This is a genomic window from Algicola sagamiensis DSM 14643 (assembly GCF_000374485.1).
Taxonomy (GTDB): Bacteria; Pseudomonadota; Gammaproteobacteria; order Enterobacterales; family Alteromonadaceae; genus Algicola; species Algicola sagamiensis.
On sequence record NZ_KB894496.1, the window covers coordinates 1 to 23,318 of the forward strand.

General features: G+C 44.7%; 15 protein-coding genes. 6 read left to right on the forward strand and 9 right to left on the reverse strand.

The window, feature by feature from the left end:
• On the forward strand, positions 1–276 hold a 276-nt coding region (locus C505_RS22030; protein ID WP_018692541.1), incomplete at its 5' end, for a transposase.
• A gap of 348 nt (positions 277–624) precedes the next feature.
• On the opposite strand, the gene astB is transcribed toward C505_RS22030, so the two are convergent.
• Positions 625–1,962 carry an N-succinylarginine dihydrolase gene (astB, locus tag C505_RS0110335; protein WP_018692542.1) on the reverse strand — a complete coding sequence of 446 codons (1,338 nt, stop codon included), beginning with the start codon at positions 1,960–1,962 and terminating at the stop codon, positions 625–627.
• Between the two features lie 258 nt (positions 1,963–2,220).
• On the opposite strand from astB, the gene topA reads away from it, so the two are divergent.
• Positions 2,221–4,854 carry a type I DNA topoisomerase gene (gene topA / locus C505_RS0110340; protein WP_018692543.1) on the forward strand — a complete coding sequence of 878 codons (2,634 nt, stop codon included), beginning with the start codon at positions 2,221–2,223 and terminating at the stop codon, positions 4,852–4,854.
• Positions 4,855–4,964: 110 nt separating this feature from the next.
• Here topA and C505_RS0110345 read toward each other — a convergent pair whose 3' ends face one another.
• Together C505_RS0110345 and C505_RS0110350 are read right to left on the reverse strand one after the other, a co-directional pair.
• Positions 4,965–5,735: a hypothetical protein gene (locus C505_RS0110345; protein ID WP_018692544.1), complete on the reverse strand. Its 771-nt coding sequence runs from the start codon at positions 5,733–5,735 to the stop codon at positions 4,965–4,967.
• A 67-nt stretch (positions 5,736–5,802) separates the two neighbouring features.
• A complete protein-coding gene (locus C505_RS0110350; RefSeq protein ID WP_040439769.1) occupies positions 5,803–6,477 on the reverse strand; it encodes a sensor histidine kinase in 675 nt (224 codons plus the stop codon).
• Between the two features lie 232 nt (positions 6,478–6,709).
• Between C505_RS0110350 and cysB the strand changes: the two genes are divergently transcribed.
• Positions 6,710–7,687 (forward strand): HTH-type transcriptional regulator CysB, encoded by a 978-nt coding sequence (cysB, locus tag C505_RS0110355; RefSeq protein ID WP_018692546.1) that lies wholly within the window; start codon positions 6,710–6,712, stop codon positions 7,685–7,687.
• Between the two features lie 70 nt (positions 7,688–7,757).
• Here cysB and C505_RS0110360 read toward each other — a convergent pair whose 3' ends face one another.
• The 3 genes from C505_RS0110360 to pabB all read right to left on the reverse strand — a co-directional run bounded on the left by C505_RS0110360 (position 7,758) and on the right by pabB (position 11,311).
• Positions 7,758–9,134 (reverse strand): L-serine ammonia-lyase, encoded by a 1,377-nt coding sequence (locus C505_RS0110360; protein WP_026317882.1) that lies wholly within the window; start codon positions 9,132–9,134, stop codon positions 7,758–7,760.
• 94 nt (positions 9,135–9,228) lie between these two features.
• Positions 9,229–9,831 (reverse strand): CoA pyrophosphatase, encoded by a 603-nt coding sequence (locus tag C505_RS22035; RefSeq protein ID WP_018692548.1) that lies wholly within the window; start codon positions 9,829–9,831, stop codon positions 9,229–9,231.
• 28 nt (positions 9,832–9,859) lie between these two features.
• The gene (pabB, locus tag C505_RS0110370) at positions 9,860–11,311 is read right to left on the reverse strand and encodes an aminodeoxychorismate synthase component I (protein ID WP_018692549.1); all 1,452 of its coding nucleotides are present in this window, start codon (positions 11,309–11,311) and stop codon (positions 9,860–9,862) included.
• 130 nt (positions 11,312–11,441) lie between these two features.
• Here pabB and C505_RS0110375 point away from each other — a divergent pair, with 130 nt between their 5' ends.
• Positions 11,442–12,968 (forward strand): fumarate hydratase, encoded by a 1,527-nt coding sequence (locus tag C505_RS0110375; protein ID WP_026317884.1) that lies wholly within the window; start codon positions 11,442–11,444, stop codon positions 12,966–12,968.
• A 69-nt stretch (positions 12,969–13,037) separates the two neighbouring features.
• Complete coding sequence (locus C505_RS0110380; protein WP_018692552.1) at positions 13,038–15,110, forward strand: S9 family peptidase; 2,073 nt, start codon at positions 13,038–13,040, stop codon at positions 15,108–15,110.
• 71 nt (positions 15,111–15,181) lie between these two features.
• Here C505_RS0110380 and C505_RS0110385 read toward each other — a convergent pair whose 3' ends face one another.
• The gene (locus tag C505_RS0110385; RefSeq protein ID WP_018692553.1) at positions 15,182–17,212 is read right to left on the reverse strand and encodes a S8 family peptidase; all 2,031 of its coding nucleotides are present in this window, start codon (positions 17,210–17,212) and stop codon (positions 15,182–15,184) included.
• A 571-nt stretch (positions 17,213–17,783) separates the two neighbouring features.
• Here C505_RS0110385 and maoP point away from each other — a divergent pair.
• Positions 17,784–18,146, forward strand: a complete 363-nt coding sequence (gene maoP, locus C505_RS22040) for a DUF413 domain-containing protein (protein WP_018692554.1) — start codon at positions 17,784–17,786, stop codon at positions 18,144–18,146.
• A 78-nt stretch (positions 18,147–18,224) separates the two neighbouring features.
• Here the strand turns inward: maoP and C505_RS22045 are convergent, their stop codons facing one another.
• Together C505_RS22045 and C505_RS0110400 are read right to left on the reverse strand one after the other, a co-directional pair.
• Positions 18,225–20,474: a putative bifunctional diguanylate cyclase/phosphodiesterase gene (locus C505_RS22045; protein WP_018692555.1), complete on the reverse strand. Its 2,250-nt coding sequence runs from the start codon at positions 20,472–20,474 to the stop codon at positions 18,225–18,227.
• 79 nt (positions 20,475–20,553) lie between these two features.
• A complete protein-coding gene (locus tag C505_RS0110400; RefSeq protein WP_040439777.1) occupies positions 20,554–23,292 on the reverse strand; it encodes an insulinase family protein in 2,739 nt (912 codons plus the stop codon).
• Positions 23,293–23,318 lie beyond the last annotated feature (26 nt).

Sequence of the window (23,318 nt, forward strand, 5' to 3'; positions counted from 1 at the left end):
TTGGCCTTTTACGACTTTCCAGCGGAGCACTGGCAACATATTCGAACGACAAATCCAATCGAGTCCGTGTTTGCGACGGTTCGTTTAAGAACCACGAAAAGTAAGCATGGTGGCAGTCGAAAAACGACACTGGCGATGGCTTATAAGCTGCTGGTAACCGCACAAAATAAATGGCGTCGATTGAGAGGCTACCGCCTTCTAGCGGATGTCATTGCAGGGATCGAATTCAAGGATGGAGAAAAAGTAACGTCGGATGATCAACAGGGTGCTGCATGATCATGTCATACACCAGATTTGACTATAGCTCATTGTAAACATCTCACAGGCCAATCAAATTGATTATTCACAAGACCTAGAATATTGTGATTTTACCGAATGGGCATATGTTGATATTGAAATTGACGAAGTGGTTGGAAAACAAAAACGCATCAATATTAGCTTGGCGATCTTCTCGTGTCCCATATTGATACTGTCGTCAAAAATAGTCATCGATACAAGGATAGGAGTGACATTATTGCCAAAGCAGCGCTCAATGAGCTAACGATTTAGGGGCTGTTGATCAGACATAAATCAGATGGAGCCATGGCTCCATCTGGTAGGCCAAAGTTTACTTCTGGCTAAGCTTTACTTCTGGAAAGTATAAACAGAGCCTAGATTCATGATCTGTGTCAACTCATCAAGTGCCTGGCGACTTTCTGTGACAAGCTGTGGATCACGCAAGTCGTCTTCTGTCAGGACATCGCGATAGTGTTTGTCGACCCATTGATTGAGGTCAGCAAACAACGCATCAGACATCAACGCTCTTTGATTCACTGCATTGTACTCAGCTTCGTTCATTGCAACGCGTAAACGGAGACATGCAGGCCCACCACCATTTTGCATGCTTTGTTTGACATCAAAGTAGTGCACTTGCTTGATCGGCGTATCCAAAGTGACAAGACGGTCCAGATAACTGGAAACTGCATCACTTTCTTTACACTCCATTGGTGCGATAATCGCCATTTCACCACTTGGTTTTGTGATGATTTGTGTATTGAACAGGTAAGTTTTTACCGCTTCTTCCACAGAAACATCATCCGTCGACACCTTGATGAAGTGAAGCGGGCTATCACCAAACTTTTGTTGGATCTCAGCCAGAACTGCATCTGTATTCAAGAATGCTTGCTCATGATAGAACAGCGCATTCTGGTTACCGACAGAAATGACGTCATTGTGGAATACACCCTGATCAATCACATCTGGATTTTGTTGGATGTAGACAACTTTATTTGGATTTAGACCATGTAAGCGTGCTACAGCCTCACATGCTTCATAAGTATGGCGTGCCGGATATTTTTGTGGTTCAGGCATTCCTTTTTTAAATGCGTAGCGTCCATAAACGAACAATTCGACCCCTTGCTCACCATAACCTGCACAAAGACGGGTATGATTGGCTGCCCCTTCATCACCAAAATGCTCATTATCAGGGAGGTGTTGGTGATGCGCGAAGTGTTTCTCGTCAGCAAAGATTGCTTTGAGGATATTTCCGGTAATTTCAGGCTCAAGTGAGCGGTGAAACTTATTGGTTAAGTTTGCTGGTGTAAAGTGGATTTTCCCGTCTAGTGTGTCACCACTTGGTGAAACGGTCGCTGCATTAGCTGTCCACATACTGGAAGCAGAGCAACACGCACGTAGAATTTCTGGTGCTTGCTTTGCTGCTTTTTCTAAAACGTCTTTATCCGAACCCGTAAATCCGAGCCGACGAAGTGCATACAAATCTGGTCGTTCTTGCGGTGCAAGGACCCCTTGAACCATGCCCAGATCGTGAAGCGCTTTCATTTTTTGTAGGCCTTGCTTCGCCGCTTGTTTTGGACTTGAGGCGTTGCTTGCGTTCGATTGCGATGCAACATTCCCGGTAGAAAGTCCTGCGTAGTTGTGTGTTGGTCCAACCAGACCATCAAAATTTGCTTCAAATTGCTTCATTAAACTGCCTCTTAAAACAGGTCTTGAAAATTTTCTGTCTTGATCAGGTCGAAATTAAGACAAGCGGCACACATTATACTAATAATTCTTGCGAGGATGAAATTTGTCGTTAGAATTCGTTTGGCGATCTTGTATCACATCGTATTTAAAGATATACCTAGAGAAGGGTCACAGACCTAAATGAGGGGTTGATATTCAAATCAACCTCCCTTATATCACGTGTAGCAGTATTTTAAGATTCAAAAAATTTGAGGAATTATGGGCAAGTCTTTAGTCATTGTTGAATCACCTGCGAAGGCTAAAACAATCAATAAATACTTGGGGAAAGATTTTGTTGTTAAATCGAGTGTCGGACATGTCAGAGACTTGCCAACATCGTCATCTCAGACCAAGACAGGAAAACGTGCGCCATCAGTTCGTGGCCTTTCTGATGAAGAAAAAGCACGTGTTAAAAAAGAACGCGAGTTTAATGCGTTGATTGCACGAATGGGCATCAACCCGGTGGACTCCTGGCAAGCACAATATGAAGTGTTGCCTGGCAAAGAAAAGGTTGTGAAAGAGCTCCAAGCCCTTGCAAAAGATGCTGATGAAATCTTTCTCGCAACCGATTTGGACCGTGAAGGAGAAGCTATTGCCTGGCATTTAAAAGAGCTTATTGGCGGCGACGACGAAAAATATAAACGTGTCGTCTTCAATGAAATTACGAAAAGTGCAATTCAACAAGCATTCTCAATGCCGGGGGATATTAATCAATCCCGTGTGAATGCGCAGCAAGCTCGACGCTTCCTTGACCGTGTTGTCGGCTTTATGGTTTCTCCACTTTTGTGGAAGAAAATCGCGCGAGGTCTGTCAGCAGGTCGTGTTCAATCTGTCGCTGTACGATTGATTGTCGAGCGTGAGCGAGAAATCAAAGCGTTTGTACCAGAAGAATTCTGGGATATTCATGCAGAGCTGACGACGCAGGCTGATGCACAATTGCGTATGGAAGTGACGAAGCATCATGGCAAAACGGTCAAACTGGTGAATGAACAACAGGCGCTTGCTGCGGTTCAACAACTGCAATTCCTGCCATATCAGGTAACGCAGGTTGAAGAAAAACCGACATCTAGCAGACCTTCAGCACCGTTTATCACGTCGACATTGCAGCAAGCTGCAAGTACAAGGCTTGGATTTGGTGTCAAGAAAACCATGATGATGGCGCAGAAGCTGTATGAAGCTGGTTATATCACTTATATGAGAACCGACTCGACCGCTTTGAGTGCCGATGCGATTCAAGGTTGTCGCGACTATGTCACAGATAAGTATGGTGCGAAGTATTTACCAGAGAAGCCAAATTCTTACTCAAGTAAGGGGAATGCGCAGGAAGCACACGAAGCGATTCGTCCTTCTGATGTCACTGTCATGAGTGGTGACCTAAAAGGTCAGGATGCAGATGCGAAGCGTTTATACGAGTTGATTTGGCGACAGTTTGTTGCTTGTCAGATGGTGCCTGCAAAGTACGATGCAACCACAGTGACAGTCACTGCGGGTGAATACGAACTCAAAGCAAAGGGTCGTGTCCTTCGTTTTGATGGTTGGACGAAAGTGCAACCGCCAGCAGGGAAAAAAGGGGAACAAGATTCTGTTCTGCCTCCTCTGGCAGTCAATGATACATTGAATCTGCAAATGTTGGATCCAAAGCAGCATTTTACGAAGCCACCAGCTCGATTTAATGAAGCATCACTCGTAAAAGAGCTGGAAAAACGAGCGATCGGTCGTCCTTCAACATATGCGAGCATTATTTCCACGATCCAGGATCGCGGATATGTCCGTACAGAAGGTCGTCGTTTCTTTGCAGAGAAAATGGGCGAAATTGTCAATGATCGCTTGATTGAAAACTTCTCAGATTTGATGAACTTCGATTTCACCGCAAATATGGAAACCCAGCTGGATGAAATTGCGGAAGGCAAGCTTGATTGGAAAGATGTCCTTGATCATTTCTACGATGATTTTTCTATCAAGTTGGATCAAGCCGCACAAGATCCTGAAGAAGGCGGGATGCGAACGAATAAGTCCATTCCAACAGACATTGACTGTCCAACCTGTAACCGAAAAATGGGGATCCGAACAGCATCGACAGGTGTTTTCCTCGGTTGTGAAGGCTATTCACTCCCACCGAAGGAGCGCTGTACGACAACGATGAATCTCATTCCAGGAGAAGAAGCAGTTGCGGTGGATGATGAGGAAGAAGCGCAGGCATTAATGAGCCGTCGTCGCTGTCAAAAGTGTGGTACGTCCATGGATAACTACCTGATTGACGAGACGCGCAAGCTCCACGTTTGCGGGAATAATCCACTTTGCGATGGTACGGAAATAGAAAAAGGTCAGTTCAAGATCAAAGGCTATGATGGCCCGGTGATTGAGTGTGACCGTTGTCAATCTGAGATGCAGCTGAAGTCTGGCCGTTTTGGGAAATACTTCGATTGTACAAACAGCGAATGTAAGAATACGCGTAAATTGCTCAAAAATGGTGAACCTGCGCCACCGAAAGAAGATCCTGTGTCATTACCAGAGTTGCCGTGTGAAAAATCAGACGCGCATTTTGTATTACGTGATGGTGCGTCTGGGATTTTTCTTGCTGCGCATACATTCCCCAAATCGAGAGAGACACGTGCACCACAGGTTGCAGAACTTTCACGGTTTAGAGATCGTATCTCACCGAAGTTCTATTATCTTGCAGATGCACCAGCAGAAGATCCGTATGGTAACCCTGCAATCGTCCGTTATTCGCGTAAGTCGAAAGAGCAATACGTAATGAGTGAAGTTGAAGGAAAGCCAACAGGATGGACTGCACACTTCAAAGATGGAAAATGGGAAGAGCAGGAAAAAGTGAAACGTAAAAAGTCTGCTTAGTGCGTTTTCATGTTTCGAAATAAAAAAGCCAGGTTGAACCTGGCTTTTTTATTGTAAATCTTGACGGCTATCCGCGTTAATTTGGGAGTTGTTTCAATAGAAACCTATGGTCACCACTTTTTCTTCGGTGCAAATAATTCGTCGAGTTCGTCCTTTTCTGATTCTTCCTTCTTCTCTCTGGCAGCCTTATTCGCATTTTTCAGGTCATCCGCTATTCGGCTAAGAATTTCCTCACACTCTGCTTTACGGGAGGAAATATAATCATCGGAGTAGGTTTGACTTTCTAAGGTGGTCAAAGCTTTTTCCAGATATTGGCGGGCAGAACCAACCATGCCAGAAGATAAAGCGGCCTTCCCACGCTTCATTTGGCTATCGACATTGATTCGAAGTTGGATGCGCTCTAGACGTTTTTCTTCGTTCATAAATACTTGCGTATCCAGCTTTCCTTTGCTGTGTTCTGAGCGGAGGATGGTTCTTAGCTTTTTGATACCTTGTAACATCGCTATGATCTGCTTGTCATTATCAGGCATCGCTATCGCATCAGACTTCGATTCTTGGGCGGCGTTTGGATCTGGATTTTCAAGAACCTGCTTTGCATCTTGGAGACGATTTGCTAACTCTTTGCTTTCAGGGTTGAGCTCGCTCATCGATTTGATGGCATCAAAAATCCGTTTGTGCAGGATCATGACCAAATTACTGGACATTGGGATATTGGCGGTGTTCATGAGGATGTCTTCTGTTTCCTCAATGACTGCTTTGTGCTTCGCAGTTTCCTGCCGTCGCTCAGCATCCACTTTTGATTTATGTTGCTGAGCGGCGTTGACGCCAATTGCGACAATAATCAATGCGATAATTAATACGATGACAATGGTGATGATCATCTGGCTTCCTACAACGTGACTGTGTTAGTTCAAAAAAGATCTAAACATACTACATAATTTCTTATTCTTAGGGTAGTACTACTGTGAAGACACCGCCACCTAAATCGCTGTTATTACTTAATACTATTTTCCCACGATGTTCATGATTTTCATGGGACTCCGCAATCAAGCGAGCAAAGAATATTCCTAGCCCGGTGCGACCCGTGGAAAAATCAAGGGTTTCCATAGGTTTTTCGTAGGATGCCATCATGTCTTCTGGGTAACCACGCCCGTCATCTTCGACTGATATATGAAGCTCGTTCTCAAAGATATGACAGGAGATTTGTATCTTATCTTTGCAATAGCGTAAGGCATTGATGACAGCATCATTGATGAGGTGACTGACAAGATCATAATCAAAATACCAAGAAATATCTGGATCAATATCAAAATTGACATGGATATTATGATGCTCAATATAAAGCTGATTTTTAAAAACGGACTCTTCGATTAAGTCATCAAGAAAATGCTCTTCAATCGTAAATGGCAGTTGATCGATATCTGCCCGATATAAGCCGAGTAATTGAAGAAGATTACTGTTTAAACGGGATGCTTCATAATGGAGTTTTGCGAGTTCCTGGCCTTGGACCGAATCTTTTTCCTCCAACATCTGGCTTAGGTTGTCTACCGATTGGATCAACATAAAGAGTGAGTTTTTCATATCATGAATGGAGGAGGCTAAAACAGCCGGAAAATTAATCATCTTACGATATCCTTGTGAAAGCAGCGCAGCATGATTCGATATACTTTTATTGAGTATAGGCATTTATTATTTAAATCGGGGTGCGTGACTCATACAGGTATTTTCTGTTTCTCAGTTTTGCGCCATAAAATTGAAATAAAATCGACAAATGGAGTTCTCATTAAAAATGAATTGGAATAGACTGGAGGATATGTATATATTTTTAGAATAATCAGAGAAGAGCTAACACCAGATGAAGCTGCAGCAATTGAAATACATTGTCGAGGTCCTGAATCATAACCTAAATGTCTCCGCCACGGCCGATAGCCTTTATACCTCTCAACCCGGGATCAGCAAACAGGTTCGGATGCTTGAGGATGAACTTGGTGTCCAGATATTTGGACGCAGTGGAAAACACCTGACCCATGTGACCCCAGCAGGTAAAGATATTATTGAAATTGCACAGCAAATTCTTTCCAAAGCCGAAAACATCAAAGCTGTCGCGAATGAGCACACTTTGCCAGATCAGGGAAAACTCAATATTGCGACCACGCATACACAAGCAAGATATGCACTCCCTGATGTGATCAAGGGCTTTATGCAGCGCTATCCGAAAGTTTCTCTGCATATGCATCAAGGGACGCCACAGCAAATCAGTGATGCAGCAGTTCGTGGCGATGCAGATTTTGTGATTGCAACAGAAGCACTGCATTTATATAACGACCTTGTGTTATTGCCCTGCTACCACTGGAATCGCAGCATCATTGTGAATAAAAGCCACCCATTGGCGAATATCAAACACAAAATCACGATCGAGGAAGTTGCAAGGCACCCAATTGTGACTTATGTCTTTGGTTTTACTGGACGATCTGAGCTTGACCGCGCATTCAATGAGCATGGACTTGAGCCACAAATCGTATTTACAGCAACAGATGCGGATGTGATTAAAACATATGTTCGACTGGGTGTTGGTATTGGTGTTGTCGCATCGATGGCGGTTAATCCAGAGCTAGACGATGACTTAGTGCTCATTGATGCATCGCATTTATTTGAAGCAAGTACGACCATGATCGGCTTTCGTAAAGGGAACTTTCTTCGTACATATATGTATGACTTTATTGAGCGTTTTGCATCTCACTTAACACGAGATGTCGTTGAAAGAGCGAGTATGATGCGAAGCCAGGAAGAAATTGATAAATTGTTCAGCACGACGACATTACCAGTGCGGTAGATTGAAGATTGAGAAGGCGAGGAAGAGGAATGCTGTTTGTGCATTCCTCAATGTTGTGAGGACAAGTTGTTTAACACTCGATAATATTGACCGCAAGTCCGCCACGTGCAGTTTCTTTGTATTTAGTCTTCATGTCATTTCCAGTATCCCACATCGTCTTAATGACCTTATCCAGGGAAACCTTTTGCTCACCAGTACCACGAAGTGCGAGACGTGAAGCGTTGATTGCCTTGACTGCGCCCATTGCATTTCGTTCGATACAAGGGACCTGAACCAAACCGCCAACCGGATCACAAGTGAGTCCAAGGTTATGTTCCATTCCAATCTCTGCGGCATTTTCCACTTGAATGGGTGTGCCCCCCATGATTTCTGTCAGCGCGCCTGCTGCCATAGAGCATGCGACACCGACTTCACCCTGACAGCCCACTTCGGCGCCAGATATGGAGGCATTTTTCTTGTATAGGATACCGATCGCAGCGGCGGTCAGCATAAAGCGAGTGACAGTATCTTCGTCGACTGGACGAACAAACTTATCGAAATATTTTAAGACAGCAGGAATGATCCCAGCAGCACCATTGGTTGGCGCGGTGACGACACGCCCACCTGCTGCATTTTCTTCATTTACAGCTAAGGCGAATAAATCGACCCAATCCATCGCGTATAATGGGTCTTTACCTTTCTCGCTTTCCAGCTTTCGGTAAAGGCAAGGTGCGCGGCGCATGACTTTCAGGCCACCGGGTAAAATCCCTTCTGTTTTGATCCCCGTTGCAATGCACTGATCCATGACTTTCCAGATATGCATTAACTGCGCGCGAACATCCTTTTCGTCACGGAGACAGCGTTCATTCGCCATCATCACCGCAGGAATACTCAAGCCAGACTCTTTGGTTCTTTGAAGCAGCTCGTTGCCTGTTTCAAAAGGATAGGGTTGTTCAATCTGATTATGTAGCTCTACCGCCGCTTCTTTTTCCTGTTCAAATTGATCTGCGCGAACAATAAAACCACCCCCAATCGAAAAATATGTCTGAGAGAATATCACTTCTTCATCAGCATAGGCTTCGATGGTCATCGCATTACTATGTTGAGGGAGTGTTTTACGACGATGGAACACAATAGCGTTTTGTCTAGGAAATGCGACAGCGTGTTTATCTAAAAGTGAAATTTCTTCTTTTTTGTCAATTGTTGTTAGAACTTCAGGAACGATAGAAGTATCAATAGTTTCTGGTTCATATCCAGCAAGACCGAGGATCACGGCTTTACCTGTCCCATGGCCGATACCAGTCTGGCCAAGAGAGCCAAATAGTTCTACGCGAACACGTGTTGTTTTTGAGAGCAGATCAGCGTCTTCCAGGTCTACGGTGAAAAGTTTGGAAGCGCGCATTGGGCCAACAGTATGGGAGCTCGAAGGTCCAATTCCAACACTGAACATGTCGAATACACTAATCATAAAAAAGTATGTCTCTTATCAAGTGATCTGATTGTCTGGCAGATCATGGACTCAAATTGGTGTCATCAAACGCGACATCATATGCCAAATTTTCTCATAATGTAATTAATTTTGGATGATAACGGTCGTGTTTTGTAACTTGTAGGACCAGTTGGTGGAGTACAGCTGCCGTTGCACCCCAAATAAGATAATGTTTATATGGGTAAAAATGGAGGTCGTATTGATGTGAACCATGCTTATAGTTGTGAGTATAGTGTGATTCGTGCGCTAAAAAGTGCTGAAAAGGAACAACTAGGATTTCAGCAACTTCATCTTCTTGAGGCTCAAACGTGGCTTTAGGGTCGACAAAACCGATAACCGGGAACAACTCAAACCCAGAAATAGTTTGAAAAGAAGGCAGCTCACCACGGAGTTCAATAAAATCAGGAGAAAGCCTTATTTCTTCCCAGGCTTCACGAACGGCAGCTTCCTGGACAGTTTCACCGGAGTCGATTTTTCCACCCGGAAAACTGATTTGGTTTGCATGTGTCCTCAGGTGAGCTGCACGACGTGTCAGGATCACTTCCAATTGGTCATCAGTTTCTCGAAGTGCGACAAGTACCGCAGCTTTCGCAGGATCTGGAAAACGAAAGGGGGTGAGGTGTTCATCTGGATATTGGTGCAAATTGTAATGTGTTAAAAATGTTTGCCTGTCCATAACCCCTCTCTTGATTCGCGCAGATACCTTAAGAAACGTTGCTCATCTTCCCTGTCTGTTTGAGGACAGGCAAGATCTTGCGAACTTTATCGAAGGTTTCCTGATACTCTGATGCTGATTGGCTGTCTGCAACAATGCCACCGCCAGCCCAGCAATGGATCTGTTGCTTGTGGCAGACCAATGTGCGTATTGTAATACTGGTATCCATGTGACCATTAAAGCCCAAATAGCCGATGGAACCACAATATATGGATCGGTGATGGGGTTCAAGGGATTCGATAATTTCCATCGCTCTAATCTTTGGTGCTCCAGTGATACTGCCACCAGGAAACGCAGCGTGAAGTAAATCCGTTGTTTGTTTATCAGAACCGAGTTTGCCAGTTACCGTACTGACCAGATGATGAACGGATGGGAAGCTTTCGATTTCAAATAAAGCAGGGACTTTTACGGTACCGGGCTGACATACACGACCTAAATCATTTCGCAATAAGTCGACAATCATGACATTCTCGGCCTGATCTTTTGCTGAATAGGCGAGTTGCTGTGCTGAGCGTTGATCTGCTTCTTTCTCAGCAAAGCGTGGGCGAGTCCCTTTAATTGGTTTCGTTTCCACATCTTGGCCAAAAACCTGAACAAACCGCTCAGGAGATACACTTAAAATACATCCTTCTTCTAAGCGAATATATGCTGAGAAAGGTGCTTGATTGTGTGCTCGAAGTATTTGATACGCTTGCCACTCACTCCCGCTAAAATCAGTAGAAAAACGTTGTGCCAGATTAATTTGATAACAATCGCCACTGTGTAAATAGTCTTGGACCTGATTGAAGCGTGTTTGGTATTCTGCTTCTGTCATATTGGCTTGCCAGTCACCAATCGAGAAATCTTGATTCTGTAAGTGGGGCTGTGTCAGCTTTTTTAATAATGCAGTTTTTTGCATTTCATTTTGGCAGCAAAGGTAGGTTTGCCCTGTTTGGTTATCACGGATCAAAGACCATTCGTATATGCCAAATGCTAAATCCGGCATGGAGATATCTTGGGCCGTTAGGGAAGGTAACTTTTCTAAACGGCGTCCAAAGTCATAGGCAAGATAACCAAAAGCACCAGTGGTTACCGGTAACTCAATTGAGCTGTTAACTGGAACATTCAAGTGTTGATATTTGTCGATAAGTGCTTGAAGCCTGTCCAATGGTGCCGGGTGCTCTGAAACTTCTTCTTGGCCTTGGTCACAGACGATGGTTTGCTGATTTTTTACAGTGATTGTTGCAACTGGGCTTGCCACAATCATATCAAAACGACTACAGGGATGATCTGCATTGGCAGAGTCGAGAAACATCGACCAGGGTTGTTGTTCAAAATGAGCGAAAAGGTCACACATACGCAAATTTTTCAGCGTTGTGGTGCAATTATAAACAGTTTGCGTCATTCTTTTTTCTGCCTCAGGAAAAATGCCATTCAACGATAGGATAACGACTGACGTCATCCACTTTGAATTCTAATTGCGCTCTGGAAGCGAAGCAGCGCAAAGGGTATCATAAGCAACTTATTTTCACGATAAATATCATGATGCTTTTGCGTGAGCATGCGCGCAATCGCAGTGGAAGGGCAAAAAAATGTCATTGATCCGTCAGCAAGACTTGATTGAAAGCATCGAGGATGCGCTTCAATATATCTCTTATTACCACCCGCTTGATTTTGTTCAAGCACTCGAAAAGGCCTACAACAAAGAACAAAGTCAGGCCGCAAAAGATGCAATCGCACAAATTCTTATTAACAGCCGAATGTCAGCAGAAGGTCGCCGGCCGATTTGCCAAGACACGGGCATTGTTACCTGCTTTGTCAAAGTGGGAATGAATGTGCAATGGGATAAAACGGACATGACTGTCCAGCAGATGGTTGACGAGGGCACGCGTCGTGCCTATAGCAATCCGGATAACCCACTGCGAGCATCAATTGTTGCGGATCCTGCTGGTGCACGTAAAAATACGAAAGACAATGCGCCTGCTGTCGTGCACATTGATCTGGTTGAAGGTAACGAAGTCGAAGTGATGATCGCAGCCAAAGGTGGCGGCTCTGAGAATAAAACGAAAATGGTGATGCTCAATCCATCTGACTCCATTGCGGATTGGGTTGAAAAAACACTACCGACGATGGGTGCTGGTTGGTGTCCACCTGGTATGCTGGGGATTGGCATCGGTGGTACAGCAGAAAAAGCTGCGGTATTGGCAAAAGAATCACTCATGGATCCGGTCGATATTCATGAACTCATGGAAAAAGGAGCAGAAACAACAGAAGAAAAACTCCGCCTTGAAATATTTGAACGTGCCAATAAGCTTGGTATCGGTGCGCAGGGTCTTGGTGGTTTAACAACGGTTGTTGATATAAAAGTGAAAAGCGCACCAACCCATGCGGCATCAAAACCAGTCGTGATGATCCCAAACTGTGCAGCGACAAGACATGTACATTTTACTTTAGATGGTTCTGGCCCTGCGGATTTGAAAGCACCAAAGCTGGAAGATTGGCCAGAAGTCACTTGGGAGGTTGGGGAAAATGTTCGCCGCGTGAATGTCGATACGCTGAACAAAGCTGATATTCAAGAGTGGAAGATGGGTGAAACAGTACTGTTATCTGGAAAAATTCTTACAGGTCGTGATGCAGCGCATAAGAAGATCCAGGAGTTGCTGAAAAACGGTGAACCGCTACCAAACGGTGTCGATTTTCAAGATCGCTTTATTTATTACGTTGGACCAGTGGATGCTGTGCGTGATGAGGTTGTTGGTCCAGCTGGCCCGACGACATCTACACGGATGGATAAGTTTACAGAGATGATGCTTGATCAAGCTGGACTGATGGGCATGATTGGGAAGGCAGAGCGTGGGCCTGCAACAGTTGAGAGCATTCAAAAGCATAAAGGGGTCTATTTGATGGCCGTTGGTGGCGCAGCTTATCTCGTTGCGAAAGCCATTAAAAAAGCACGTGTTGTTGCGTTTGAAGAGCTGGGAATGGAAGCAATTTATGAATTTGAAGTTGAGGATATGCCAGTGACTGTGGCAGTGGACAGTCAAGGGCAAAACGCGCATGATCAAGGCCCAGCAATTTGGAAAGCCAAAATTGCAGAGCTTGACGAGAAATTGCAATAAGTATATACAGCTAAAAGATTTTATCGGTAAGCGCTCCAATCGGGGCGCTTCTTTATTGGGGATAGAATAATGAAAAAAGGTATTGCAGGTTTGACGCTTGTTGCAGCAGCCTTTAGCGCAACAGCACAAGACAGACCACTTCAGGTCGAAGAATTAACGGCTTTCAATGCATTACATGATGCAGTCGTTTCGCCGGATGGAAAACATTTGGTATATGGTGTGACCCACAAAGATGCAAACGGAAAAGCAACTTCAGATGATCTATATCTTCGTAAACTATCGAGTAAGACAGGCACTGCTTCTCCCGCAGAAGATATGCGTTTGACGTCAACAAAAGGAAGTGAGTCAAATGTGATTTGGGCAGAAGACTCGACAGCGATTTATTTTCTTTCCAAACGCAGCGGTACCCAACAGGTTTGGAAACTGTCACTCTATGGTGGTGAAGCGAACCAAATAACGGATCTTCCAGTTGCAATTCATGGTTTTAAGCTGTCGAAAGATGAGTCTACATTTGTCTTCGCGATGGATACTTATCCGGATTGCCCCGATCTTCAATGTACTGTGGACCGAAAAAAGAAAACGAAAGAGACCCGCAAGCATACAGGACAAGTCTACGATAAATTGATGGTACGTCATTGGGATACTTGGGAAGACGAGCTACGTACACATTTATTCGTCTCTCATAAAGAAAAAGGAAAGCTGATCAGCAAAGCGGTTGATGTGATGAGTGGTTGGGACACTGATGCACCCGCAAAACCATTTTCTGGGATGGAAGAAGTTGCATTTTCTCCAGACGGAAAACGCTTGGTGTTTTCTGCGAAGAAGCCAGGGAAAGATCATGCTTGGACAACCAACTTTGATTTATTCAGTGTGAATGTTCAATCCCTTGCAACCACAAATTTAACTGAAAAAAACCTCGCTTGGGATAGTCATCCAACATTCTCTGAAGATGGCCGCTTCCTTGCTTATATGGCAATGAAAAAGCCAGGGTTTGAAGCAGATCGTTTTGGCTTGATGCTCCATGATCTTCGCACTGGTGAAACAAAAGAAGTCGCGCCACTTTGGGACCGTTCTGTGCGTACATTAGCTTTTGGTCCGGATAACCGCTCTATTTATGCTTTGGCTCAGGATATCGGGCAAGTCGGTATTTTTGAAGTTAGCACAAGCTTTGGCGATGTTCGCAAAATTTTTGCAGACGGAAAAGTCAGCCACATTGATGTGCGCGGACAAGATGTTTACATGGTGCGCCAGACGCTTTCCTCACCAAGCGACGTCTATCGTGTCACCAAAGATGGTGAAAACCTAACTCAGCTGACTCAAGTGAATGCCGAAAAACTCAAGGGTATTAAGATGGGCGAATTCCAGCAGTTTAGCTTCCCTGGCTGGAATAACGAAACGGTCTATGGTTTTACTGTTAAGCCTTGGAATTTTGAGGAAGGGAAACAATACCCAATCGCATTTCTTGTTCACGGGGGACCACAGGGGTCATTTAGTAACTCATTCCACCCGAGATGGAATGCACAACTTTGGGCTGCTGCGGGTTATGGCGTTGTGATGATCGACTTTCACGGTTCAGTTGGTTATGGCCAAAAGTTCACCGATTCTATCTCACGTGACTGGGGCGGCAAACCACTTGAAGATTTGCAAAAAGGTCTGGCTTACATCACAGAAAAAGAAAAATGGCTCGATCGGGGCCGTGCTTGCGCGCTCGGTGGCTCATACGGCGGCTATATGATGAACTGGATTGCAGGCAATTGGCCGGATGGTTTCCACTGTCTTGTCAATCATGCGGGCCTATTCGATATGCCAAGTTTCTATCAATCGACAGAGGAACTTTGGTTCCCTGAGCATGATCTTGGTGGTCCATATTGGAACAAAGAAGCGGATTACCAAAAATATAATCCAGCAGCATTTGTGAAAAACTGGAAAACCCCAATGTTGGTCATCCACGGCTTAAAAGATTTCCGTGTACCATACGCACAGGGCCTTGGTGCATATACGGCACTGCAGCGCCAAAATATTCCATCACGCCTTGTGATTTATCCAGATGAAAATCATTGGATCCTAAAACGCGATAACCTGATCCACTGGTACGGTGAAGTCTTCCGCTGGATGGGTGAGTGGACGAAGGAAAAAGAGTAGCAGTCAAAAAAAAGAGGATCTCATCTGAGATCCTCAATGGTGTTTAGCGATTTTATTAGCGTTTAGAAGTCTTACTTGTATTCAACATCCATCGTGACGTTGCCGAAGCTGTTGAAGGCGCGAAGACCGATGTACCATTGTCCTGCTCTCGGGTTGCGGATGATACATGTTTCGCTTGTGTTCTCTCTTTCTGATTTACAGAAGTAAGAGCGAATACCTGCTTTCTGACCGTAGTTCATGAACAAATCTACATCTCCATACCCACCAGACAGTTTCACTTTTAAGGTTTTTGTTCCTTGTGGGATTGTCATGCGGTAGTGGTTCCAGTCACCTTGGTAGCCGCGGATATCCGTGATCTTTTTACTAAACCCAGGTGTGCCCGTGTTATTTCCGGTTTTTTGATATGTTGCCGACAACTTCGCATTGCTGAAGTCAGCCCATGCATACACAAGCACATGGTACGTCCCTGGTTGTGGAGAACGGATTGAGCAAGCTTCATTGTTATCTGGTGTCTCGGACTTACACAGGAAGCTGGACTCAGATGCTTCCGAACCGCGTTGGATAAACATATCTGCATCACCAAAACCGCCGTTTAGCTTGAAGCTGACATTCGTTGCACCTTGTGGCACTTTGAATGTGAATCGAAGCTTTTCGCCTTTTGTACCAGCAACTGCTTTTGCGACACCGTTTGCAAGTTCAGTTGTTGTTTGCGGAGGCTCAGGCTGTGTTGGGTTTCCTGCACCTGAGATAGCTTTCACGGCCGCATCTGCATCAATCAAACCAGAACCACAGTTGTAACAGTTATCTTCACGTGCTGTTTGTTTAATGGTTGACTCAACTTGATCTGGTGTAAGGTTCGGATTCAATTCATACATCATCGCCGCGACACCTGCAACATGTGGTGCAGCTTGTGAAGTCCCTTGAGATGGTGCATACGCATCGCCTTTCGGAGAAGTTGAACCAGCGTCAACAGTTGAAAGGATACCATTGCGGCCATCACCACCAGGTGCTGCGATATCAATTTTTGAACCGTAGTTTGAGTAGCTTGCACGTGAAGAACTTCGGCCAAGTGCAGCAACAGAGATGACGCCTTCACAACTTGCAGGTGTAACTCGAGATACGTCTGAGTTTGAGTTACCTGCTGCAACAACGATAGTTGCCCCTTGTGAACGAGCGAAGTTGATTGCTTGTTGTGTCTGGCGCTGACAATATCCTGGTCCACCAAGACTTAAGTTGATGACCTTTGCTGGGTTCGGGTTATCTGGTACACCAGGAACGGAACCACCTGCCGCCCAGACAATGCCGTCAGCGATATCAGATGTTAAACCACCACAACGCCCAAGAACACGAACCGGCACAATCTTCGCGTTGTAGGCAACACCAGAAATCCCTTGATGGTTATTCGCTTCTGCTGCGATGATCCCGGCAACGTGAGTACCGTGCCAAGAACTGCTGCGGCCACGCTTATTCCGGCCACATTGGCCAGGACGTGTTGCATTACCTGGGTCAAGCGCATCAGCGTCACGACCATTACGGTCGTTCGCCATGAATGTGTCACTGATCATGTCATAACCAGGCAGTAAGTTATTTTTTAAATCCGCGTGTGGACGATACCCGGTATCGAGGACTGCGACGACAACACCTTCACCTGTTGCTTTGTTCCATGCTGCTGGAAGGTTCAAGCCTGCTGTAGATTCAGAAAGGTTCCATTGGCGTGTGTAATATGGGTCGGTTGGCTCACCGAAGTGTTGGAGTACTTGGTCTTCTTCAACAGATTCAATACTCGGGTCTTGTTTCATCTCTTCGATAAGCACGTCTTTCTCGGCTTTCGATAAATTCTTTTTAACACCCATGACGTGGTAATCGGCAAGACCCATAGCTCGGAGATATTCGACAGTGTTCTTATCATCAGAAGCGGTTTCAGCGGCAGTCTCCATCACTACACGTTGAGAGACACGTGACATCACGCCATTTTCAGGCTGTTTGTATTTGACGATAAAACGGCTTTTAAAGACCTCTTGTTCTTCAGCAGAAACAGAGCATGTGACTAGCGCAGCAGGAATTGCAGCTGCGATTAATGTTTTTACGAATAGGTTTTTCATATCACTTCACTTCCTTACAAAAAATGAGCTGACCATAATGGCTATTGAATGAAGCCAATCTGGTGCAGTTCTTTTTCGCTTCCCAGCAGTTTGAGAGATGACTGGGAGACAAACCAAAACGCATCAAATGTGAAGAAAATGTTATTTTAATTTTCTCGTTGATAGCGCATTATTCATGACTTTGCTAAAAAGAGCGCTCATATAGAGCGCTAACAACTGTTGCTTTCTAGCAGTTTACACACAAGATTAAAAAGTTGTTAACCAAATGCGGATTATATGAAAACACATTTGAAACAACTGATCAACAAAAATGTTAAATAAAAATTAATTTTTATTGGTGCTTGAAGTATGAAGTGACTGACAAGGTTCATTAACTAATTGATATTGAATGATTAATTTAAAATACTAAAAATTTTATTCATAAACAGGTCTGATTTTTTGTTTCAAAGTTTGCATTTTTCATACTTTGTTCCATACTGCCAACGAAAATCTCTGGATATTGAATCAGCGCAATTGGGCACGTTGTATTGGCGTGTAAATACCACTTCTTGAGGAAGAAAAGGGGGTTGACATGGCACAAGGTTTTGAAACAAATCGCCGTTTTTTCGACGACGCAAATTACCCGCAAGGATTTAGCCGTTCTGGAGACTTTACAATCCAGGAATCGTCCATATTGGAGAATTTTGGTGCAGCATTTAAGGAACTGGAAGAAGGGAAACGGACACCAGCAACCAAGGATGAAGAGCACTTTCTCAAAGTATGTCACGGTGAAGCAGAAGCAGAGATGGATGAAGAGCGGGTCTGGATGAAATACAAAAAGAGCATCACAACTCAGAAGAAGCTCTATACCGTATTTAGTAAACGGGCTGCAGCGGACAGCGAGACCTACGAGCGAGATCGCAACCGCAGAGATGCACCGACGATAGACCAATAAACGCTATCGTCAGTCAGCTTATACGAAATAAGCTTAGCTCTGTCGCGTCCTCGTCAATTGCGACAGATGAGAAGTAAACTAACAGGCATCTGCGGATGCTTGTGAGGCCATTTCTTTTTGCAAAAAAGACTCAAACATCTGCATGGATAGAGGCTGAGAATAGTAATAACCCTGGATAAATTCACATTTTTCCTGTTTGAGGAATTGGTACTGAGCATCCGTTTCCACACCTTCTGCGACGACTTCCAAGCCGAGATTTCTGGCAATACTCAAAATAGTTTTGACCATGCTGAGGCCATTCTCTGAGGACATGTCATCGACAAATGCTTTATCGATTTTCAATGTATTAATGGGGAAACGCTTGAGGTAGGAGAGGGAAGAGTATCCCGTTCCAAAGTCATCCATTGAAAGGTGGATCCCCATTTTCCGCAAGGCAAACATCGTTGCGATGGCTTTTTCTGGGGATTTCATTACAGCACCTTCGGTGATCTCCAGTTCAACCATCTGGGGGCTGACACCACAGCGGTGCAGGATTTTTGCACATCGCTCAGAAAGATCGGGTAGATTAAATTGCTGGGCAGAAAGGTTGATTGCCACTCGGCCTTGAAAGCCATAATACTCTTGCCATTTACGCAAGTCGCGACAGGCTTTTTCTAAAACAACCTCACCGATTTCGATGATCTGTCCAGTTTCTTCAGCAATCGGGATAAAGGATGCGGGGCTGATGCTGCCGCGTTGTGGGCAGATAAATCTCACCAATGCTTCCATCCCCTTGAGCTCGCCTGTAGTGACAGACATTTTCGGTTGATAATACACTTGGAACAGATGTTCTTTGAGTCCCTGTCGGATCAAGTTTTCCGTTTGTAATCGTTCGACCGCTTGTTGGTTCATGAACTTACTAAAGAACACGTATTTGCTAATCCCCGCTTCCTTTGCACAGTACATCGCCGTGTCGACATTTCGAAGCAGTGTATCTGAAGTGCTGCCATCTTCGGGAAACAGGCCAATACCAACACTTCCTGCAACGACCATTTCCTGCTGGTGGAGCAGAAAAGGCAAATCAACGAGTTTAAGCATTTCCCGTGCAATATGCGTAATACTGACAAAGTCATTTGTCTCTGACATCAGTACGGCAAACTCGTCACCTCCAAGTCGATAAAGGCCATGGGCTTTTGGAAGATTAGATTTGAAGCGTTGGCTCAGTTGAACAATCAGCTGATCACCAACTTCATGGCCCATTGTGTCGTTGATTTTCTTAAAGTCGTTGAGATCCAGCAATAGCAACGCATGGGGTGTTTCATTTTGGGTAAGTGCTTCAATGTCCTTTAAAAACGCACTGCGATTTGGAAGTCCCGTTAAGGCATCGGTGCGGGATACTCGTCTTAGCTGAGCTTCTGCTGCTTTTTGTTCCGTCAGATCTTTAATGATCACGATATAATGATTGTCTTCCAGCTCATCATTCCCAGTGCTGTTGATCGACACATGGCAGGATTTTTTATTGAGTGTATCGAACGGATGACAGACTTCCCCTTGCCATTCACCGGTGATTTTCAGGCTGTGTTTGATTTCGTCTTCATGATCTTTGAGGCAGATACGAAATAGCGGATAACCTTTGAGTTGTAGGATATTGGCGTTGAATAATGTCAGGGTTGAAATATTTAATTCAATGATCCGAAACCCATGATCAAGCACAATGACTGAGTCGGAAATACGACTTAAGCAACCAATGACTAGGCTGAGTTTTGTCTGGGCTTCTTTCAGTTGGGTAATATTTTGAATAGTGCCAAGCATCAGGATGGGGCGTTGTTGCTCATCGCGCTCTACGACTTGGCCTTTATCCAGTACCCAAAGCCATTGGGACTGCTTGCCGCGCATCCGATAAATAAGCTCAAATGTCTCGGTTTGACCGGATAAGTGGAGGTTCAATTCATGGATGACACGCTCCAGATCTTCTGGATGGATCAGAGGCTTACAGGGTGGGTTAATGTGTCCGTCGCAGGCAATATTTGCAAAGAGATTACCTTTATTGGAACGTTGGAACAAGCCCGTTTGACAATGCCATTCCCATGTTTCCTGATTGAGCTGGGTCAAAGAGGATTGATATAAGGTATGGCTATCACGCCATTTTTTGCGATAGTAACAAATAGTCATCAGTGCCGTGGCAAGAAACAGAATACTGAGACCACCACTCCATGTTTGACTGGAGAACGTTGTCGCTGGTTCATGACCCAATGAGTGAAAAGAAACGGAGATCAAGGTGATGTAACATGCAGGAAAAATACGCTTCAAGTATTGAATGAAGCAATGATTATGATGGCGAACCAACATAGACAACCTTTGGCTAGTTATTGTTATTTCATGATGTCAGCGGCAACTGATAAGCATGCTCGAAGGAAACATACATTCATTACCAGAGCTGTAATTTACAACGATTTATGTCTCTAAGTTGCTTATTATGCGCCAATTTTTCATTGGTCACAATCATTCTGGCTGAGTTATTGCAAAACTCATGGTGAAAATAGGAAAGAAGTTGTTGTCGTTCAACACTTTGAATAATGGAGGCAACACGCTGTCTTTGGTCGAAATTGACATCTTTGTCGGTAATCGCTGCCCAATATCGTTGGCTGCGGATCCGCAATGTATTGTCTGGCTCTAAGATTTGCGCAAGCAATCCCTGTTGCATTTTTTGCCAGTCCTCTTCGCTCATATTTTTGACTTCTTCTTCAAATCCATGAATGAATTCGTCAATATGTGCTAAAAGTTCATCGACGGGTGTATTGGGGGATTGAATATAAAAAGCGATGCCAGGGTGTCGACAAAGTGAGATAAATCCAGTGCCTACAAGGTACCCCAATTGTTTCTCAGTTCTGAGAATATGGAAGAATTCAGGAGAAGCAAGGTGGTTGATCAGCATAAACAGCGCACAGTCCTGGTCGCTTTTCGAAGGGGTTTGGTAATAAATGATGATACAGCTATCAGCGTGGTCGGTCGGCTCAACCAAAGTGAGCTGACCTTCGCCTCGAATTGAGCATAACTCCCGCTGCATTTCTTGTGATGGACGACTGTGTTTTGTGAGCCGTTCCTGCATGGTTTGGATGAGTTCACCCGCTTGATCAGGCAGCCAATTACCGTGGATTAATAGCTCAACATGGACAGATTCAAAGAAGCTTTGAATAAATGATTGAAAGTCTGCTAAAGTGACTGTTCCAAGATCGTTCGCCATTTGCACAGCAGATGGATTATTGGGTTGAAGCCGGGATGACAACGCACTAAAGAGCTGTGAAATTGGTTTATTCTTTGAGCTATTAAACCAGTGACGAATGAGCTGAGTTTTGAGTTCCTCAAAGCGGCTTTCAAGAAAACTTGGCTGATACAGCCTCTCAAGCAAGGATAAAACAAGTTCTCCCTGGAAAGTACTTAAGCCTGAGGTATGCATTGTCAGGCCACCTTGATGCACATAGATATGATAGTGCATGCCAGCAAGCTCCGCGGGATAAAATGGTTCTGCTGCGGCGTCTAAGAACAGCTCCGCAAATAAACGTGCCTGGGCCATAGCACAAGGCTTTTTCATGGCTTCTGGCAAATCAAACGCCACGTAAATATGTCCTTTGGGCACGCGATAGGTCTGATCTTGTTTATACCAACCGAGGAATGACTCGGAATCAGTGAGCAGCTCAGGTTGGTTACTTTGCTGCCCGATAGGGTGGAGCTGGATATCCCCGCTTAAGTAGGGGTTTTTATCCGGAATATGTAACTCTTCTGCGCTAGCGACTGGTTGTAGCATTCGGTCGCATTCTTCCTGAGTAATGGCTCGGATAGAATAAGGCGTGTGATACCATTTAGCCGTTTGATAGGCCTCAACATCCGGGTGTAAATGGACGATCCTTAAGTTACTGGGGTGGAAGAGAGGGCGAAGTGAGTCATAATCTTCCATCGACAGTCCATCCATTCGATAATCACCGTAAATATAATCTTCTTCTGGGTAATGCTGCATATTCACGGATAAATGGCTGACGAGTTTGATTGCTTTTTGGGGCTCTTGATAACGAAAGGCGAGATCGAGCAGGCATTTCTTTTCTTGATAAAGTGAATCCTGTAATCCGTTATCCCAAACGATTTGAATATATTGGAAGCACAAAGCAACGATTTCCAGATATCGACTGACACCATGATCCGTGAGATCAATACTGATATTAAAGTCTTTAAAGTTCGACCCGTTGATCCCACCGCCTGCGGAGAGTGCGTTTGCAAGGTGCCGTCCCCGCAAGCAACTAAGTAAAGATCCTTGCGCTTCATGCCCTAAAAGATGTGCTAAAAAGACGATGCTTTTGCGTTGGTAATATTTATCAATGGCTGGCATGGCAAAGCTCAAGATCAGCTTTTGTGCATGCTTGTTGGGTCGAATTCCGATCAAAGCGGATTTCTGATCCGGTAAATAGAGTGGAGTATCGATGACTTTTTTGGATTGTCCGCCATGTTGGACTTCACCAAACCAGGACTCGATCCACTCTGCTTGTTGTTCAAGCGGAACGTTGCTACATACAGCTAAGGTCATGAGCGGTGCTTGATAATGCTTATCAAAAAACTGGACAAGTTCTTCTTGGAGGCAGGATTCAGCCCTATCCGCCAATGTATGGGAATTACCGACGGAGAATTTAGAAAAAGGGTGGGCAGGATTGACGGTCTCTTTATGGACCTGATAAATACGTCGACTGTCTTCCTGCAATTTCATCTTATATTCTGCATCAATGGCTTGGCGTTCTTTTTCGACATAGGTTTTATCGAGCAGAGGACAAGTAAAGAAGCGACTAAAGCGGTAGAGTGCATCCTGAAAGTACTGACTGTCGACATCAAAGTAATAATTGGTATGCTCGGTGCCAGTCCAGGCGTTATCGCTCCCGCCGTGGGCTGCAATAAATTTGTGGTACTCATCCGGCTGTGGGAACTCTTTGGTGCCAAGGAATAGCATATGTTCCAAAAAGTGAGCCATCCCTTGTCGATGCTGCGGATCGTCGAAGTGACCACAATTCACGGTCAGGGAAGCGGCCGATTTATCTGTTTTTGGATCGTGCACCAACAATGCACGGAGGCCATTATCGAGCGTGATTGCGCGATAGGCTTTCGGATCGTTGTCACTTTTTTTCAATGGCCGTACCATCCCTTCGTTCGAAA

Bases quoted from the DNA above. Each gene is read 5' to 3' on its own strand.
- cysB (WP_018692546.1), top strand. From the start codon at position 6,710: ATGAAGCTGCAGCAATTGAAATACATTGTCGAGGTCCTGAATCATAAC.
- C505_RS0110360 (WP_026317882.1), bottom strand. From the start codon at position 9,134: ATGATTAGTGTATTCGACATGTTCAGTGTTGGAATTGGACCTTCGAGC.
- maoP (WP_018692554.1), top strand. From the start codon at position 17,784: ATGGCACAAGGTTTTGAAACAAATCGCCGTTTTTTCGACGACGCAAAT.
- C505_RS0110380 (WP_018692552.1), top strand. From the start codon at position 13,038: ATGAAAAAAGGTATTGCAGGTTTGACGCTTGTTGCAGCAGCCTTTAGC.
- pabB (WP_018692549.1), bottom strand. From the start codon at position 11,311: ATGACGTCAGTCGTTATCCTATCGTTGAATGGCATTTTTCCTGAGGCA.
- C505_RS0110375 (WP_026317884.1), top strand. From the start codon at position 11,442: ATGTCATTGATCCGTCAGCAAGACTTGATTGAAAGCATCGAGGATGCG.
- C505_RS22035 (WP_018692548.1), bottom strand. From the start codon at position 9,831: ATGGACAGGCAAACATTTTTAACACATTACAATTTGCACCAATATCCA.
- topA (WP_018692543.1), top strand. From the start codon at position 2,221: ATGGGCAAGTCTTTAGTCATTGTTGAATCACCTGCGAAGGCTAAAACA.
- astB (WP_018692542.1), bottom strand. From the start codon at position 1,962: ATGAAGCAATTTGAAGCAAATTTTGATGGTCTGGTTGGACCAACACAC.
- C505_RS22045 (WP_018692555.1), bottom strand. From the start codon at position 20,474: ATGTTGGTTCGCCATCATAATCATTGCTTCATTCAATACTTGAAGCGT.
- C505_RS0110385 (WP_018692553.1), bottom strand. From the start codon at position 17,212: ATGAAAAACCTATTCGTAAAAACATTAATCGCAGCTGCAATTCCTGCT.
- C505_RS0110350 (WP_040439769.1), bottom strand. From the start codon at position 6,477: ATGATTAATTTTCCGGCTGTTTTAGCCTCCTCCATTCATGATATGAAA.
- C505_RS0110345 (WP_018692544.1), bottom strand. From the start codon at position 5,735: ATGATCATCACCATTGTCATCGTATTAATTATCGCATTGATTATTGTC.